The organism is Serratia sp. PL17 (genome assembly GCF_017832355.1).
Lineage (GTDB): Bacteria > Pseudomonadota > Gammaproteobacteria > Enterobacterales > Enterobacteriaceae > Serratia.
Map to the genome: position 1 here is coordinate 213,000 of NZ_JAFIBY010000002.1, position 19,231 is coordinate 232,230.

General features: G+C 44.4%; 6 protein-coding genes and 2 pseudogenes. 5 read left to right on the forward strand and 3 right to left on the reverse strand.

Features of this window, described 5'->3' with window-relative positions:
- Positions 1 to 358: 358 nt before the first annotated feature.
- Positions 359 to 1,621 (forward strand): annotated as a pseudogene (locus tag JOE25_RS09775) (integrase arm-type DNA-binding domain-containing protein).
- A 90-nt stretch (positions 1,622 to 1,711) separates the two neighbouring features.
- On the opposite strand, the gene zorE reads toward JOE25_RS09775, so the two are convergent.
- The 3 genes from zorE to zorA2 are packed head-to-tail and all read right to left on the reverse strand — an operon-like array spanning position 1,712 to position 5,175.
- Positions 1,712 to 2,803 carry a type II Zorya anti-phage system protein ZorE gene (zorE, locus tag JOE25_RS09780; RefSeq protein ID WP_209634528.1) on the reverse strand — a complete coding sequence of 364 codons (1,092 nt, stop codon included), beginning with the start codon at positions 2,801 to 2,803 and terminating at the stop codon, positions 1,712 to 1,714.
- Positions 2,804 to 2,808: 5 nt separating this feature from the next.
- Positions 2,809 to 3,516 carry a type II Zorya anti-phage system protein ZorB2 gene (gene zorB2, locus JOE25_RS09785; RefSeq protein WP_209634530.1) on the reverse strand — a complete coding sequence of 236 codons (708 nt, stop codon included), beginning with the start codon at positions 3,514 to 3,516 and terminating at the stop codon, positions 2,809 to 2,811.
- A gap of 6 nt (positions 3,517 to 3,522) precedes the next feature.
- Positions 3,523 to 5,175, reverse strand: coding sequence for a type II Zorya anti-phage system protein ZorA2 (gene zorA2 / locus JOE25_RS09790; protein WP_209634532.1), 1,653 nt, complete (start codon positions 5,173 to 5,175; stop codon positions 3,523 to 3,525).
- Positions 5,176 to 5,402: 227 nt separating this feature from the next.
- On the opposite strand from zorA2, the pseudogene JOE25_RS09795 reads away from it, so the two are divergent.
- The 4 genes and pseudogenes from JOE25_RS09795 (at position 5,403) to JOE25_RS09810 (ending at position 19,231) form a co-directional block, all read left to right on the forward strand.
- A pseudogene (locus JOE25_RS09795) lies at positions 5,403 to 6,325 on the forward strand (IS5 family transposase).
- A 129-nt stretch (positions 6,326 to 6,454) separates the two neighbouring features.
- Entirely contained in the window at positions 6,455 to 9,814 is a 3,360-nt protein-coding gene (locus JOE25_RS09800) for an STY4851/ECs_5259 family protein (RefSeq protein WP_209634534.1), read from the forward strand.
- Positions 9,814 to 16,143, forward strand: a complete 6,330-nt coding sequence (locus tag JOE25_RS09805; RefSeq protein WP_209634536.1) for a DEAD/DEAH box helicase — start codon at positions 9,814 to 9,816, stop codon at positions 16,141 to 16,143. The genes JOE25_RS09800 and JOE25_RS09805 overlap by 1 nt, the downstream gene beginning before the upstream one ends.
- A 223-nt stretch (positions 16,144 to 16,366) precedes the next feature.
- Positions 16,367 to 19,231 carry a DEAD/DEAH box helicase gene (locus JOE25_RS09810; RefSeq protein ID WP_209634539.1) on the forward strand — a complete coding sequence of 955 codons (2,865 nt, stop codon included), beginning with the start codon at positions 16,367 to 16,369 and terminating at the stop codon, positions 19,229 to 19,231.

Here is a 19,231-nt window from a genome sequence, read left to right on the forward strand (position 1 = left end):
CAGTGTAAAGCCAGTTCTTGCAGGGCGATTGCACCGGTTATTCATTGGCTGGCTTTCTTACAAAGCACTCCTACGAACTAACAATTTTATCGAAGCGGTTACGTGATATCAGCAGGTTGCAGAGTGTTAGGTTCGAGTCCGGCCTTCGGCACCATTAGTACAGCGCGAACAAGAAGCCACCGAAAGGTGGTTTTTTTGTGCCTGCGATTCAGTATGGATTTCCCCTTCCCACTAAATTAACTCTCTCAAGGTTAACCGACTTCAACGTACATCTACCAACAGATGTTGGTACAGATGTTGGTACAGATGATGGTATTTCCGGTTCGATAGTGCTTGTACCAACAGGGAGGGGATAAGCATGGCTCTAACAGATATCAAAGTCAGAACAGCCAAGCCAACGGATAAACAATACAAGCTGACCGATGGCAACGGTATGCATCTTCTCGTCCACCCCAATGGTTCAAGATACTGGCGTCTGCAGTACCGCTTCGGCGGGAAGCAAAAGATGCTGGCTTTAGGCGTATATCCTGATGTGTCTCTTGCAGATGCCAGAGCGCGTCGTGATGATGCTCGGAAGCTTTTGGCAAACGGCATCGATCCGGGAGACAAAAAGAAAAATGATAAGGTTGAATAGGAAGAAGCGCGTACTTTTGAGCAGATTGCTGTCGAGTGGCATGTCACAAATAAAAAGTGGTCGGAAGAACATAGCCGACGTGTGCTGAAAATCCTGGAGGACAATCTCTTTCCTGTCATTGGCAAACGTAATATTGCCGAACTAAAAACGCGATACCTGTTAGCCCCTATTAAAGCTGTAGAACTTTCGGGGAGGCTAGAAGTGGCCTCCCGGCTACAACAGCGAACTACTGCAATTATGCGTTATGCCATTCAGAGCGGTTCGCTTGACTACAATCCCGCGCAGGAGATGGTCGGTGCCGTTGCTTCATGTAACCGACAGCATCGACCGGCGCTAGAGTTGAAGCGTACTCCCGAACTGCTTCAGCGCATTGGCAGCTATACAGGCAGGACACTGACTCGCCTTGCTGTTGAGCTAACTCTCTTGGTCTTTATCCGCTCAAGTGAACTGCGTTTTGCTCGTTGGTCCGAGATCGATTTTGAAACACCTATGTGGACGATTCCAGCCGAGCGAGAAGCTATCGAAGGGGTAAAGCATTCACAGCGTGGCTCAAAAATGCGTACACCTCATCTGGTGCCACTTTCCCGACAGGTATTAAATATTCTGGAGCAGATAAAGACGTTCAGCGGTGATCATGAACTGATCTTTATTGGCGATCATAACCCTCGTAAACCTATGAGTGAAAACACGGTTAACAAATCTTTACGGGTGATGGGATATGACACACAGGTAGAAGTCTGCGGCCACGGTTTCAGGACCATGGCGTGTAGTTCGTTGATTGAATCGGGATTGTGGTCGAGGGATGCAGTGGAACGGCAAATGAGCCATATGGAGCGTAACTCTGTGCGAGCGGCTTATATCCATAAGGCTGAGCATTTGGATGAGCGTAGGTTGATGCTGCAGTGGTGGGCTGATTTTCTCGATGCAAATCGGAAAAGCGTTATCTCGCCTTTTGACTATGCGAAGATTAAAAACTCCCTGTCATAAAGAAAGAGTGCATCGATAAAACTTACTTTGCACAAAAGAAAACTATGGAGACCTGAGTGGATATCAGGTCTCTTTCAAATTTTTACCGAATTAAAATATAACCCCAGATTGTATCTGTTTAACGAGTTCACCAACTGTGAATATTTCCCAACCTTCTACTTGTATTTCGGTTAAATTCACTGCAATTTTTAATGTGGGCCATGCTGCTTCTACAGTTGCAATAATCTCATGTGCAGAGTTCTGTAAGTCTAATCCTGGTACCGGAGGTTGATATCCTTTGTGCTGCATAATGTTAATATCACCGTGAACAGATGGATCAGTTAGCTCATAAATATCTTTCCAAGAATCACCCTTTAATAACCCCTGCTGAGATCGCAAGCGTTGAATAATTGCCATTTCAGCTTGAGTGACAAATATTCCTTCGTGGAGAGGTTGCTTGCGATGGCAATCCTTGCAAAGAACATGCAAGTTTTCTGCTGAATTATCGTATTTAACACCATTTTTATGATGAACATCGCAGAGCTGGCGTGAGGATATTAAATTAACTCCGCAATCATTACATTTATAAGCTGCCTGTTCACGAACAGAACGAGAAATATCTTTCCAATTATCTACATAACCACTGTTTGCTTTATCATGAATACCTTTTGGCATATGACGGAAGCAAGTACTGTAGTGAGAGAAGAAGTTATTCAATGAGAACGATTTAAATACTACTCTTTTTTGTAGTTTATCAATACTACCTTTGTAATTAAGGCGCTCAAGGCAATTCATGCAAACTCTTAAGTCAGCATCTTGACTGCGGCCTAAACCGTCATCAATTTCAAATAAACCGTCAACACGGTTTGTTGCATGGTAGCGCTCAAAACGATTTTTCTGTCGCATTTCGTCAAGTGTTCGACACCAAGCAATATGAAAACGTTTCCCTTTCTCACCATCTTCAATCGCCGCATCATAGCGCCCGGTATGATCACGGATATATAAAAGGACTTGACGACCCTGGTAGGAAATTAAGCCACTGCCAGGGTCAAGGTCGGCAATACTGACTTCTTTACCAGCAGATAATTCAATATCAATTGGGTCGAAGACAACAGGTGCTTCAGCAAGGGAAAATTTAGCACCAGAAGGAAGCATTTTTTTTCCTAACGCAATCAACTCAGAAAAATCAATAGTTAACTTCATTCTGACTATTCCTGAATAATACGACGAATTTGCAATTCTGCATTTGTAATAACTTTAAACGTAACCCGCCGTGAGCGATTTGGATCTTCTTTTTCTGCTGCATCAAGAATTGGATGTGAAGATGAGTATCCCACTGCAGCAAATTTACTTTTTACCCATTTTTGATGAGTTTCTGATTCTTTTAAACTGTATACGTATTGTAAAACTGCGCGAGTTCTTCCTTGAGATAATTCCATATTATTAAAATAGGCCACATCTTGGTTAGCAGCGCCCGTCCAGTCAGTACTGGTATGCCCTTCTATACGTACTTCAGTGATATGTTGCTTATACTTGTCTAACACTCTCAAATAACGAGGAAAGAAATCGTTAAGAATTTCTTTAAACTTTGGTTTTAATTCTGAACTACCCAATCCAAAAAGAACATCTGGTGATTTAAATCTTACTTCAAGAGTTTGTTTATCGATTTCAGCATCCCAGGAAGGTAGATCTTTTGAAAACTCGATTTCCAAAGCATTATAAAGCTGTTGCTGTGCCTGTTCGTAGGCAACAGCAACTTCTTTTATTTTTTCTTTTTCAATACGAACATAATGCATATAAGCAATAGAAATAAACATAAACACCATCATCAGACCTGCCATCAGGTCTGACATGGAAACCCAGTGTTCATTATCCTGGGTGCTTTTTGGGGCTTGCTTACCAATAATCTTATCCATTAATTGTTACCCACGATTCTGTCTAGAGTTAATTAATGGTTGTAATTGGCCAAGAACACTTTGATATTCTTTTATCAATTGATCATAGTTTGTGACAAAACCTTTGCTAATTGCCAGTAGCGCATTACCTAGCGACTGCATTTCCCTATTCATTTCACGCTCAGTAGCTTGTTCAAAAGCATGTAGCTGTTCATTAATGGAACTACCAAAACGCTCCACTGATTCTTTGACCTGTGAATTTAAACCTGCACTTGCTTTGTCAAATGTTGACTGGATGGTTCCAAACATATTATCTGCATTATTAGATAACTGTTGATTAAACTTATCACCGGTTTTACTGAAGAGGTCAATAACACTGGCTGTGTTTTGTTCCATATTACGGTGAAGATCTTTAGAATGTGATTCAAGAGACTTCAAGAACTCATCACCACTCTGTTTCATTTCAGTAATGGTTTCACTCAATGTTGATGTTAAAGTCTCAGAAGAGTTGCTTACATCATGTGCCATTGATGCAAATGCTTGCTGAGTCTGAGTAACCGACTGTCTGAAACCTTCTGAACCTTCATCCAGAGCAATGCGCATGGCATTTGCATTGGTAAGTAGTTCCTCTCCTGTTTGCCCCAGGGAGGTGCTGACACTCAAAGCGCCCGCTTTAAGCAATTCACCTACTTCATCCAGTTTTTCATGGATAGCCGGAATCGCATCGGTTGCTTTATCACGTAATAAAACAAAAGCATCAAGGTGCAGAGATAACTCGCTTATTTGATGTTGGTTAACCTGCAAAACATCGCGTAATTCAGCCATTGCAAGTGGTATCTCTTTGCACTCCTCCCAGATACCAGCAACTGCACCACGAGTTTCAACTAATGACTCGACACTTTGTTGGTACTGTGCGCCCATTTGTTCGACTTGGGTTTTATAGTTCTCCTGCCAATCGACAAGTTTTTTTACCGAAGCATCAAGTGCTTTAAAGTTCTCACCGAATTGCTCCGTCAAATTATTATTAAAATCAATAATAACTTGTCTCAGTGCATCAATTATTTGTTCAGTCGCACCCTTAGCCATTAAATCTGCAAATTGTTGAAGTTGCTCCCATAGTTTATTACTAAATTCGTTATGATGAGATAGTTGGGTGCGAGATGTATCATTTATTTCATTTCGTAATAATTTTATCTGTGCAACCAACGAACCCTCTTCGCTACCACTCATTCCCGATACTAACTTTTCCAAAAATTGGTTTTGCTCTTTCAGTTCATGGTGAATATGATCTGGAGTGATAAGCTCTGGTTCATTAACTGCCGATTTATTTCTTTTATTCGCAAAGAAAAATGCATCAAGTGCATTAAATGCAATAGCGAAAAACATTCCGACAATACTTGTGATGAATGCAGTTTTTAATCCACCAAGTAGTACTGGGATGCTAGTATCAATACTTTCCGTATTAAAATTTAGTAGCCCAATAATTATGCCGATAAAGGTACCTAATATACCCAATGCTCCCATTAATGTTGGAGCATACTCCCTAAACTTGCTATGTATATTTTTATAATCACACCACCAGGCAAAGGCGAAAATTAAAATAACGGCCCAAATAAAAATATTAGTAACAAGCATTGAATCAACAGAGTGAAACAAATGTTCAAAAAGCTGGGCTAACATGACGATTCCTGTGTTACGTAATTGTAATTTTTAAGCTTAGCGGCAGGCACAATGGAAAAAATCTTTCAAAGTGCTGCGGACAAACCTGATTTTTGTGATCATTGTAGCAAAAATAATCTAATAATAAATGACATCAATCAGTCGTGAAGGGGCTTTGTTGAATAAATCGAACTTTTGGCCGTAGTCAGGATCAGATCACCACATTCCCGATCATGTAGCGGTATCACGTGGCAAAACAAACGTTCAAAATCATCAACTGGGCTGACTACAACAAGGCGCTCGTCAAACGGGGCTCACTGACATTCTGGCTTGATGAGTCGGCTATCCAGGCCTGGTATGACGAGCCAGACACGTCTTCACGTGGTCGTCCGCAACGTTATTCTGAGCTCGCTATTTCTACCGTACTGATGCTCAAACGCGTTTTTCGCCTCACGCTACGCGCCGCGCAGGGATTTATTGACTCCATTTTACCCTGATGAAGCTCCCGCTCAGGTGCCCGGATTACTCCTGCGTCAGCAGACGGGCTAAATCCGTCAATATTCCGTTCAAAACCCCCACGCGCGGCGAAACAGCCCATCTTGTTATCGACTCCACCGGATTAAAAGTCTTCGGTGAGGGCGAATGGAAGGTGAAAAAACACGGCCAGGAAAAACGCCGCGTGTGGCGTAAACTGCACCTGGCGGTGGACGCCGGAACGCATGAGGTTATCTGCGCTGACCTTTCCCTGAACAATGTGACGGATGCAGAGGCATTCCCGGGCCTGATCCGTCAGACGCACAGGAAAATCAGGGTCGCCTGCGCCGACGGGGCTTATGACACAAAAAGGTGCTACAACGAGCTGAGGCGCAAGAAAATTAAGGCATTAATCCCGCCGCGGACGAGGGCCGGTTACTGGCCGGCGGAGTATGCCGACAGAAATCAGGCGGTGGCCAGGCAGAGGATTACCGGGAGCAATGCTTACTGGAAATGGCACACGGCTTATAACCGGCGGTCGGTGGCTGAAACGGCAATGTACCGGGTCAAACAGCTGTTTGGTGGGCATCTGACGCTGCGGGATTATGATGCGCAGGTTGGAGAAGCTATGGCCATGATCCGTGCCTTGAACAAAATGACGCGCGCAGGGATGCCAGAAAGCGTGCGGATTGCCTGATGAGGTCAGTGACGGGAGGCGCTTTTATCTAAATCCGAATTATTCAACAAAGCCTCTTGAAGGTGGTTATCCATTGAGCTTTTCATTCATGGTAGTAATGTGTGAAGAAATCTGATTCCGTACAAAAGGATGCTTGTGAAGACGTTAACTAATCCCCTTCTGCTGTGGCTTAAAGAATTTCTCAAAAAACGTAAGCTGGCACTAACAGATGGTAGAGCTCTCTATGCCTATCGATGTGACGATGTCGAATTCGCTAAACTGGCTCAGACTCTTAGCAGTCATATCCCTCGGACCTATCCCAAAACGGTCTTTATTTCTTACAGCGATGCTTTGTTCTGTCTTTATGCAGCCGAATTTATTCGTCGGAATCACACTGCTGGCCATCCCAAATGGGATGCTATTTTACAGTCCATAAACTGGCAAATTCCATATCAGCATCGCCAGAAGCTTGTCAGTGAAGGTATACGCTACTGGAAAAGAGAAGTGAGGAGTCTGGGGCAAGCTTCAGGCTACTTACATACACTGGCCTGCGAAGGTGGATTGCCAGTGCGTATGATAGAAAACGAGAGTGGTTATTTAATAAACTACTTTAGGCGGATTTATCAGGGGTTGAGAGGGTCACAAGGTAATGTCTCAGCAGTTAAGATTGCGGAAGACTTGAGTGACACTATTCCTGGTACAATGCAAAACGAGCTTGTCTATGAAGTAGCGGGTGAATTTTGTTGGACGCTTTCTAAACTTCTTAACGAAAGTGGTCATCAGGGGGGAGATCCTATTGCCTCACTACGCAAGACATTGCCAAACTGGCATCACCAACTACCTCTCGTTCTCCTGGAAGAAAATGCAGCAGAAATAGTTAGGCGTTTACTTTCACAAACATCAGAAACCCGAGTCGCTTCTGGCATCTTAGTAGAAAGAATGTGGATCGATGTCGATGACAGTTGGTTCTGTGATGCGCGATTCCGTTTTCCTGGGATGCTACGTAATGAACAGCTTAAAGCCTTATTTGAATGTGAAATACAACAAGATCAATCGCGACTGATTATTTCCGCACAATGGATAAATGGTGGGGCACGTCTGGCAATGCTAAGCCGTCATGAACACCAAGATTGGCGGGTTGAATTGTTGCCAGCTGCGACACAAAAAATCTCAGGCATGGAAGCGTTGGGAGAAATATCATTAATGTTGTTTGATGGGCCAGCGCTCATAGGCAAAGGCATCCCGAAAGGAGGATACGAACTGGCAGAAGATCTCCCTTGGGTTTTTGAAGCTATGAACGAGAGCGAGTCACAGCTGAAATTATTCGGAATGGGTTCTGTTAGTTCTGTGCAAGCCGCTCTATTTATCTCATTGCCAGCAAATAGCAATCTGGATATCAGTGGTGAGGGAGACTTCGATATTCCACGACTTTTGACGAATAGTGCACGTAGTCTCACGAAAGTCAGTGGTGTTTTTAGCGTTATTTTGCAAGATGGTGCCATCTGTACTATTCGTACTCGGCAGATATCTGATTCATCCACTGAATATTTTATTAAACCATCAGAGGTCGATCTTGTTAAGTCGGATTATCCTGTTCATCGAGCCTGGCCTAAAATTGCCTGGAAAAAAGACCTTCAGCATGGGATTGTTCCCGAGCCGGAACTTTATTGGCGTTCAATACGTTCAGGGAATATGACATGGTCCTCAGTCTCAACTTCAATACCTAAAGGGCAAATTGAAGTACGGCATGTGGTTAATAATGAAGTGTTATTCAGTGGTCGGATGGTTGTTCTACCAGCAGATTTTGATATTAAAATTGTTCCCGACTCAGCCCAAAAAGGAATTATTACTCTTTCCGGGATTGCTGAAACGCGGGTAGAACGTTACATAAATAATGAAAATTATTTATTAAAAACTGACTATCTGGCTCAAGAGTGCATAGTTCCTTTCGATGGTAGTGTTTCCAAAAATATCACAATGGACCTGCGTGTTACCTGGCGGGATGGTTGTAACCTTAAGCTATTATTACCCTCTCCAGTGGCCGGTGGTCGATTTGTTAATCAAGAAGGTGAGACATTTTCTGAAGGTATTGCATCAGTAGACCATTTACATGGGGTGAGTGCTGATTTACTTACAATATCCCCAGCAGGGAAAGGTTTTCTAAACGTTGAGTTAAAAGATGAGAATCCACTTTCTAAAGATCTTCATTTTTTATCTATGGATATTCCATTATTTACTGGGCGAAATGAAAACTTACAACAAATTTCTCTATATGAGAAATATAATCTCTTAAAATCACTTCTAGCGTGCTCATGGGCGAAATATAGCTCATTACATCTTGATTTCTACGCTGAAAAATTAGGAAAAGTCGGTTCAACGCTAAACATAAAACGATATGATGGTAAGTTTATTGAACGAGATGATCGTCTACATATTGATGTTCAGGACGCAATTAGCTTTCCACAAGATCGAGCTAGTGAAATAATTGTACAAGCAGTTTCACTTACAGATCCTGCTTCATGCGTTATGACCTTACCGAAAGATGCATTAGGTTATGATTTTTCGTCAAAGAGTGATAGCAGTGGACCTTGGTTAATAATTGGCAAGCTAGATAACTATATTCGGGTTGAACCATTATTAAGATGGAGCGATATATTACCCGTACACGATGAATTGTTAATAAAATCACTTTGTGAGCCGGAGCAGTCAAAACGTAAGAGTGAGATAAACTCACTGCTCTCCGAAGTAAAAAACAATCCATTACAGCAGTCTGCTTATTCAATAGTCGAGTATTTAAAAAAATATAAAAGCTCTGATGACTTACCTCTGCATGTGCACGATTTGTTTAATAAACTATCCAAGGACCCACTGGCTTTAATTCAGCTCTTAATCACATCCTGTTTGTCTGGTGATAGTGAGCTTATTTACGACATGCAAAATGAATTGCCATTCTCATGGGGTTGGATTCCATTCGAACATTGGAGAAAATCTTTTCATGATTGTTATGTTTCTCTTACAACTCAATTTGGTGATGAAGCGCTGGCGTTAAATGTATTACAGCCATTTGTTGTATTTATTAGTAATAGAGCAGCGATTGACCGTCGATTCGCAGCGATTGCCAATATGCTTCAAATGAATTTTAAATTATCACAATCAGCCTGTGTCGGAATTACATCTGTTGATCGTGAGCAGTTTAATGAAGCAAAACAGATGCTGTTACGTACTCCGGATAGTTTTGGCCGTGTTGGAACCTTTACCAAGGAACAATGGTTAACTGCTATCTCGCCTGACCTGAAATCTATATTTAAAAAGTTTTGGATCGAAGACAGTTACCAACAAAAATTTGAGAAACTATTTAATTTGATGTTGGTCGCCGCGTTGTTATCTCATAAAGATAATAATGTAATGCACCAGCTTTCTTCACTATTCGAAATACACTATCAACAAGCCCCGCAACAGTTGGGGATCATTTATCAGTATTATTTTGAGCAAGCAGGAGTTTGTCATTGATGAAAGTCCAGCAACTACATTATGCGCCGCTTTTAAATCAACTTCATCAGCGTGCAGTGCGTTCGGTGGTGAGCCAACTGGCATTGCGTAGCAAATCGCTGACTGAGTATCTGGAATCTCAGTACTTCAGAGCACCAGGGCTACAAGGTTCTCTGCTTGCCGATCCCGTATTTGAAAGTACTTTTGGTTGGATGCCTGCCAGTGAAACAATGGATGGGCTTCGAGACAAGCTCATATCTAACCATTTGGTTAATGCACTCAGTCATGCACCAGTGCCCTTTTCCCACCAGCTAACAGCCTGGCGTACTATTCTTGAAGATAAACAGTCCTTATTAGTGAGCAGTGGTACTGGGTCAGGAAAAACAGAATGTTTCATGGTCCCTGTACTGGAAGATCTGATTCGTCAGCAAGAGGCTCATAGGCAGCCACTGATAGGTACTCAGGCTATTTTTTTGTATCCTCTTAATGCCCTAATCAACAGCCAACAGGAACGGTTACGTGACTGGACCAAAGGGTTTAAAGGAAAAATTCGTTTTGCGCTTTATAACGGTGAAACGAAACACACGAAATATGAGGTTCAGGAAGAGCAGAAAAAAGTTCCAGAACAAGCTTTGAGTAGAGAGGAAATATACGAGTCCCCACCTTCTATTATGGTAACGAATACCACCATGCTGGAATATATGCTTATTCGACGTAAAGATGCTCCTATCGTTGATAAATCACAGGGGATGTTGAAATATATCGTTCTTGATGAGGCGCATAGCTATATTGGTTCCCAGGCGGCAGAGCTGGCATTATTACTGCGCCGTGTCATGCAGGCCTTTAATGTCGGTCCAGGGACTGATAATCCTGTTCAGGTCATTGCAACATCGGCCACGATTGGTGAAGATTCAGTCGAGGGCAATCAAGAATTGGCAAAATTTGTCGCTGATTTGGCCGGTGTGACTGAGCGGAATGTAAAAGTAGTACGTGGTTACCGTCAGATCCCACCTATATCTGATACGCATATTCGAGCTGAATTTCCATTGTCATTAACTTCACTTAATAATCTTACCCCGAAAGAACTTTATCAGCAGCTTTGTCAGTACCGAGTGACACAAGAACTACGGCGAGCCTTAACTCAGCAAAAGAACCCAGCAGTGCGTTTAAGTGAATTACTGGCGATTGCTCGGCATATTTGGCCTGAAATTTCCAACAGGGAATTATTGCAATTACTTGATCTGATGGCTAAAGCACGTGCAGATACATCAGATAATTCGCTGGCTTTTACCCCTTTACGTATGCACGGGTTTATTCGAACTCTGGCTGGGCTATGGGCGTGTTCAAATCGGCAATGTGCCCATAAATCTCATGAATTACAGAATAAGGATTGGTCATTTGGACAAATTTGGTCTGAGCAACGCCTGTTTTGTGATTGTGGTGCACCAGTCTTCGAAGTACTCCGTTGTTCCGGCTGTGGCACAGCTTATTTATCGGCAAAGGAAGAATTAAAAAACGATGGCACTACATGGTTGTCTGCACAACCAACTGTTGCCGATGAAGACGAGTTTGCTCTTGAAGTAGACTTATATCGTGATGATGAAGATGAAGACAGCGAAGAGAGCGGTCACCAGTTTGATCGTCTTTTAGCTGATACCGGTGAGAAAACATTTGTCTCACTCGAAGAGAACAGCCAAGGGAAAATAGTCAGTAATTCCGCAGTTGGTTATGAAGTGAATTTGCAGAGACCGGAAAACCGTGATGCAGGGAAATCGACGTTTTTTACTTGTATTTGCTGTGGTGATGCTGAGCGGAAAAATAACCCTTTATTTCGCCCACTGCGTTTGGGGGCACCTTTCTTTCTAAGTGACATCATTCCAACGTTACTTGAATTCTCCCCATTACCAAAAAACCTGGAAGAACAGCAAGGGCCTTTCAATGGTCGTCGGTTACTGACTTTTACCGATTCCCGTCAGGGTACGGCACGAATTTCTGCACGCTTACAGCAAAATGCAGATAAATCAACCCTAAGAACCCTTTGCTATCAAGAGTTAGCGAACATAACAGAGCATTCTGCTGGTTTGAGCGATGAGCAGAAAGAACTGCTCAAACCTTATATTGCCCAATTTTCTGTAGTTCCAATATTTAAGAGTGCAGTCGAGGCTTTAAGTAAGGCGATAGCCTCACATGAAGTGTTAAGCCCAAATGAAATTCTCGCTTTGAATACCATTGCGGCAGCCATCAGTTCACAAAGCGAAGCACATGCTCAGGCAATGGAAGTGTTACTTTCTGGTTCGGGTGGTCAAAAGGTTAAATCTGTTTCCTGGCAAACATTGGTCGAGCAGCTATCCGGTAGTGTAGATCTGGCTGACCGAATGCGAGGTAGTTTCAAAGAAATCTCTGGGCTTGATTTAACCAAACATCAGTTTGCCGATTTTTGTCTGTACAGTGAATTTGGACGCCGTCCTAAAAATGCATGGACGTTAGAAAATTTGGGTCTCGTTGCTATTCATTATCCTTTTATTGATAACGTGAATCGTTGTCCTCAGGATTGGAAAGGCCTTCTGCCAGATCCTGATAAGCAACTTGCCGAATGGCGTAATCTACTGAAAATTACCCTTGATTTCTTTATTCGCGAAAACAGTGCTGTCTTTTACGAAAATGAACAATATCCCCGTTGGATGGGGGCACGTTTCCCAGTAAAAATGCTGCAAGGGCCGGATAAAAAATATAAAGAACAGAAGCGTGATCAACTTTGGCCCCAAATTCGGGATCGCCATTACAACCGGGTTATTAAGTTACTGGTGGCTGTATTCCCAGCTATTCAGCCAGATCAAACTTACTGGAAAGATTTAGTTAACAATTTAATGAAAGAGGCCTGGGATGCCATCAGGCCAAATCTACGTCAATTTGAGTCGGGTTATCAATTTGATATTAAAGAACAAGCTTATTTTTATAGCCCAAAAGAGATCTGGCGTTGTCCTTATACCCGGCGCGCACTTGATGTAACTCTGTTAGGTCACTCACCTTATTTACCTGGAAGCGAAGGCATTGCTCCTGAGAAAGCCGTATTGGTTGAGATGCCGGAATTGCCAATGCGTCACTGGCGGTTATCTGGTGGCGGTGAGTTGCCTAGAGATGAGCGGTTGCAATGGTTGGAAAATGATCCGCAAATCAAGAGTGCTCGTCGTGAAGGTGTGTGGTCTACCCGAAGTGACAGGCTGGCACTGAAAGATGGCTGGTATCGTCTGGAAGAGCATTCGGCGCAGCGTACACCACAACAAAACCAGTTTAACGAAAAACAGTTTAAGACAGGGAAAGTGAACGTGTTGAATTGTTCTACCACTATGGAAATGGGCGTAGACATTGGCGGTATGAGTTTGGTTGCGATGAACAATGTCCCCCCTGCTCCTGCTAACTATTTGCAGCGTGCTGGCCGTGCCGGGCGTAGAGGGGAAACGGCTTCAGCAGCAATCACCTTATGCAAAAATACTGCTCATGGTATGGAAGTCTTCAAGGACCCTCTCTGGCCGTTTAATACAAGTTCCAAGGCACCACAGGTACGCTTTGAGAGCGACAGCATTGTCCAGCGCCACGTCAATGCGCTGGTGCTCGGTCTGTTTTTAAGAGCAGAAGTGCCGGATGCGACGAAGCTGAGTTGTAAATGGTTTTTTGAGGGGGAAGATAGCCAGTGCCAGCGTTTCTTGAATTGGATGGATGGTCAATCAGAAGCATTGGCTAACAAGCTGAAGCGGCTGGTTCAGGGAACGATATTAACGTCTCTGACTGCTTCCCAGCTACTTTCCCGTACCAATACAATGATGAAGAAAGCGGAGCTTCACTGGCGTAATCAACTCGCTATTTTGCTGCAAAATATTGAATCTTTGAAAGCAGACAATATTGCCTGGGAAGAGACCCCTGCCGGTAAAGCAATTGCCTATCAATTACGTGATTATCGTAGCGCATATCTTTTTTCAAAACTGATCAGTGAAGCTTTTCTTCCTGGACACGGTTTCCCTGTGGGGGTGGTTAACTTTAACTTCCTGACAGCTGATGAACTTGAAAAGCGTAAAGCTTTAAAAGCCAGTCAATTGGATCAGAAAGAGGGGACAGAGAACTTTTCACGTAGTCTCGAGAAACTGCCAAGTCGTGATTTGCCTACAGCATTGCGTGAATATGCACCGGGTGCTGATGTGGTTTTAGGCGGAAAAGTCTACCGGTCCGCAGGAATTATGCTCGGTAAAGTATTGGGGAGTGGGCAGGAGCTAAAAGGCGACCATCATATTCCGTGGTTCTGGCACTGCCGCCAATGTGGCGCGGGGTCTACCAGCGCAACATATCCTGCAGGTTGTAGCCATTGTGGTGCAGAAAAATCACTACTTACTGTGAGGCGATATTTGCAACCGATTGGTTTTGCAACCGATATCCGCTATCAGGCCCATAACGATGTGTCTATGCCCGCACAATTGCCTTATCAGGACCCTCGGGTGTTGGTACCTTCAGCTGTATGGGTTTCTCTGCCAGATACATCACTGGGGCGTTACCGTTTCAGTAATAGTGGTGAGTTATTCCATTTCAGCGATGGTGAGTTCGGTAAAGGCTATGCCATTTGCTTGTCTTGTGGTCGCACTGAGTCACAAACGGAAGCTGAACGCACACCGACAGCACTCAAAAATCCTGCACTAGAAAATACGCATCTTCTGTTACGTGGCGGCAGTAATGATCGGCAGGGCAGCAGCAAGCTATGCCATGGTCATGTTCATAAAGATTTGTGGTTAGGTTACAGCAGCCGTACAGACATGGTTGAACTGCAGCTTAATGACGAAAACGGTTTGCTGATTACTGATGATGTTGCTGCACGTTCCCTGGCTGTCGCATTACGTGAAGGATTGGCGCATAAATTAGGTATTGAAAATACCGAGCTGGGCATCACTACACAGCAATCCCGCGACAGTAACAATGCTTATGGATACTCCATTTTTATCTATGACAATAACGCTGGTGGTGCGGGTTATGCGGTTCAACTAATTGACCTCTGGGGCGAAGTCTTTAACTACGCAAAAAAATTACTGGATTGCTCATGCGATAAATTCTGTCATCACTGCTTACTCAGTTACGACAGCCAGCACTATGTCAGTAAGTTGGATCGTCATCGTCCCTTACCATTGCTCGCCAGCACGCGTTTGCAGATGCTAAAACTAGCACCGGAATATCAATTCTTCGGGGAGAGCAGCCGAGTTGAAACTATCCCCCTGATGCTGCGTTTATCGCAGAGTATCAGTTCAGGGCGTTACGGTGCTCTCTCATTGGTGATATCCGGAGTGACAGAAGAGTGGGATTTTGCACAGTGGCCACTATTGAAGGATGCATTGCGGTTTGCATCCTCGGGAGGCAAGGTCGAGCTGTTAATCACTACTGTATTAGCTGAGTTACCTGAGAAAATACGCCATCAGTTGTCGGCATTGTCAGGTATGCCGGGTAATACATTATGCATCCGCCCTATCACTGAGAGCCAACTTACCCAGGGTAAAGGTCACTGGCTGGCGCAAATTGTTGGTGATGATCATTGCCTACAGTGGGCTGCAGGCATTGATGCCATTACCACCCCTGGTGAAAGCTGGGGACAGAGCGCAACGAGTCCTGTTGTATCTTGTCCGGTGCATGTTGCTAAGGTGCTTCCTGGAGATGCGTTCTCCCCGGAAGAACTGTTACCTGAGTTGCCTGCAGGAGTTGTTCGAATCAATTTATCGCACCAACTGGATGGCTCGCTGGAAGGCTTTGGGTCACGTTTCTGGGCACTTATAAGTAATCAGCACCCATTCTGGAAGCGTGCTTTCGCCGAAAAACGTGAAATAGCTCAGGTACAATATAGCGATCGTTATGTGAATAGTCCTTTCACTGCACGTCTGCTGGCCGAACTTTTGACTGAATTGGTCGAACAAGGAATGGCAGAACGAGCGGCACTCTCGATATCGGTGAAAAAGCTCGACTACAGTTCGCGTCAACATGACTCATTGTTTAACGCTTGGCTCAACGAGCAAGACAGGGAGCAGGTGTTGAGAACATTGCTGGAAGAAGGATATCTGGGCCCTGCCTGGTCAGGGAATATTTCATGGTTTGTTGGTGATAACCGAACGACTGACCATGGCCGCGAGTTAACTGTGTCATTCAAAGATGGTAGTGAAGGTTATCTACTGCTGGATATGGGACTTGGCTACTGGCGCTGCCAGGGAGATTCATTCTTTGACTTCGAAGAGCATCCTTCCCGGCAAGTCGAAATAGTCGCTTCCAGTAGGGCAAATCTCATCGCTCCAGATAATGGTCTGCGAAGCTACATCATTGTCGGGTAATTGAAGGCCCCCTGCCTGTTCAGGGCAGGGGGTTGACGAAGCGCACTATTCTCATGTCTCTGGTTAATAAATAAACTAAATTATTGCGAGATGTCTCCCATTAAGCCATCACATTAATCAGTCATCGTGATACTCTTTAACTCCCTCTTTTTTATCGCAGTATGCCGTGCTGGTGCCGATAAACCGCCGATTTGCATTGCTGCTACAACAGACAGAAAAACCGATGAACGAACAAAATTATGCACCCGGAATGCGGGTAGTCATTCGTGACGCAGAGTGGCGTATTCGTCGCGCAGACAACAGCGGTGATGGTGGTCACTTGCTTATTTGTGACGGCATTTCGGAACTGGTACGCGGTAAAGAAGGGTTGTTTCTGACAGGGTTGGAAGAAAATATAGAAATACTGGATCCTGCAAAAACTAAGCTGGTAGAGGACGACTCCGCCAACTATCAGGCGTCACAACTTTATATCGAAAGCCAGCTTCGCCAGCGAGTGCCGACAGATAATTTGGTTCACTTCGGCCATAACGCGGCGATGGATTCGATGCCTTTCCAGCTTGATCCAACGCGGATGGCGCTGGCGCAGCCACGCCAGAGAATTTTGATTGCCGATGCGGTAGGCCTTGGCAAAACACTCGAAGCGGGAATTTTGGTTTCTGAATTAATCCGCCGTGGGCGTGGGAAACGTATCCTGGTGTTGGCAGTCAAGTCCATGCTTACTCAGTTTCAGAAAGAGTTCTGGAGCCGTTTTGCGATTCCTCTTACCCGTCTTGATTCTGCAGGTTTGCAAAAAGTACGCAACCGTATCCCCACGAACCACAACCCGTTTCACTATTTCGATAAAACGATTATTTCCATCGATACCCTGAAACAAGACATTGAATATCGTCACCATCTCGAAAATGCCTGGTGGGATATTATCGTTATTGATGAAGCCCATAACGTAGCCGAGCGTGGCACCAGTTCATTACGTAGCAAACTGGCGAAATTGTTGGCCGGGCGAAGCGATACGTTAATTATGCTCTCTGCGACCCCTCACGATGGTAAAGCTGAAAGTTTTGCCAGCCTGATGAACATGCTTGATCCCACTGCGATTGCTAATCCTAAAGAGTATGAGTACGCAGATTTCGCGGATAAAAATTTGGTTGTGCGCCGCTTCAAGAAAGACGTGAAAGACCAAATGGCTGGCGAATTCCCTGAGCGTGAAATCAAGGAGCTTCAACGAGAAGCGACATCCGCAGAAGAAGAGGTTTACCGCCGTCTTCTGGAAAGTAAATTCCGCGATGACGACGATGAAGATACTTCAGCAAACAAAGGTCGTTTGTTCAAAATCACGCTGGAGAAAGCGCTGTTCTCAAGCCCTATGGCTTGTGCCAGCGTCGTCGCGAATCGTTTGAAACGCCTGGAAAGCCGCAAAGAAGTTAATAGCCAGAGCCAAATTAATGAACTGCACTCTTTGTTATTGGCGTTGAATAATGTTGATGCCAGTCAGTTCAGCAAATACCAGCTATTGCTAGAAACCATCCGCAACGATCTCAAATGGAAAGCGAATAATACTGACGATCGCCTGGTGATCTTTACCGAGAGCATAAAAACGCTGGAATTCTTGCACCAGCAACTGCTTGCTGATCTCAAAATCAAACCAGAGCAAGTCGCTACATTACGTGGAGACCAGGGTGATACCGTGCTGATGGAAACTGTTGAAGCCTTCGGTAAACAACAGTCACCATTGCGTTTGCTGATTTGCTCTGATGTGGCATCGGAAGGTATCAACTTGCACCACCTTAGCCACAAAATGGTTCACTTCGATATTCCCTGGTCGTTGATGGTATTCCAGCAACGTAACGGGCGTATCGACCGCTACGGCCAAAAGCACGTTCCACAAATTCGTTACCTGTTAACTGAGGCGAATGAGCCGCAAATCAATGGCGATATGCGCGTTCTGCAAGTGCTGATCAACAAAGATGAGCAAGCGCAGAAAAATATCGGTGACAGTTCAGAGTTCACGGGTAAGTTTACCCAGGAAGAGGAAGAAGAGCAGGTCGCAGGCTACATGATGCAAGGTAGCGATAACGGTGCCAGCCTCTTTGATGAGCTATTGAACAGTAACGTCGGTGAAAGTGCTGAACACGATTTATTCAGCGAACTGAGTAATGTGGTTTCCTACGACATTCAGTCACTAACGGCCACGGATACCAGCCTCTTCGCTGATGAACAAACCTACTGTGAAAAAGCCCTGGGTTATCTGAAGGCCAGTGGCCAACCTATTCAATTTGAAACCTTGCCTGATAACACCTTGTCGCTGGTGGCCCCGGAAGAGTTGCGCCGACGCTTTAATCAGCTTCCTCCAGAAATCACCCCGGAAAATGGCCAGCTTTACCTAAGCCAAGATAAAAAAGTTATCACTGATTCCATTATCCGTTCCCGTGGGGAGCAACACGCATGGCCAGATATTCATTATCTCTGGCAAATCAACCCGGTGGTGCAGTGGTTAGATGACAAAATGCAGTCTGCTTTTGGTCGTCATCAGGCCCCGGTAATTCGCCTGCCGCATTTATTTTCGCCGGATGAAGACCATTTTATTCTCTCTGGCTTGTTCCCGAATCGTAAATCCCACCCGATGGTGAATTCATGGCTGGTGGTGAGTTTTAATCTTGAGCAGTTAACCGGGAGTTTGCCGTTTGCTGAATTCCTGGCAAACAACCCGCAGCTAGGCAGAAGGCTGACCAATGCTGGTGGTGAGCAACGCAACCATCAGCGCCAGCAGCAGCTACTGGAAAAAGCGATTGCCCATGCTCGCGATGTTTTTGCGCATGATCGTCAGGCGTTTGAAGACAAAATTAATAAGCAGCTCAATGAACATCTGATAAAGCTGGAGAAACTCAAAGGGCGTCAGATAAGCCAGCTGGAACTGGATTTTGCCGAAAACAAACAGCAAGAATCCGTTAAACAGAGTCGAAAAGAGCAGCGCCAGCGTGAAATTGAACACAACTTTAACAGCTATATCGAATGGATTGAGGACACGATGACCACAGAAAAAGAACCCTACATTCAGGTCATTGCTGTGATCACCGGAGCGGAGGGTTAA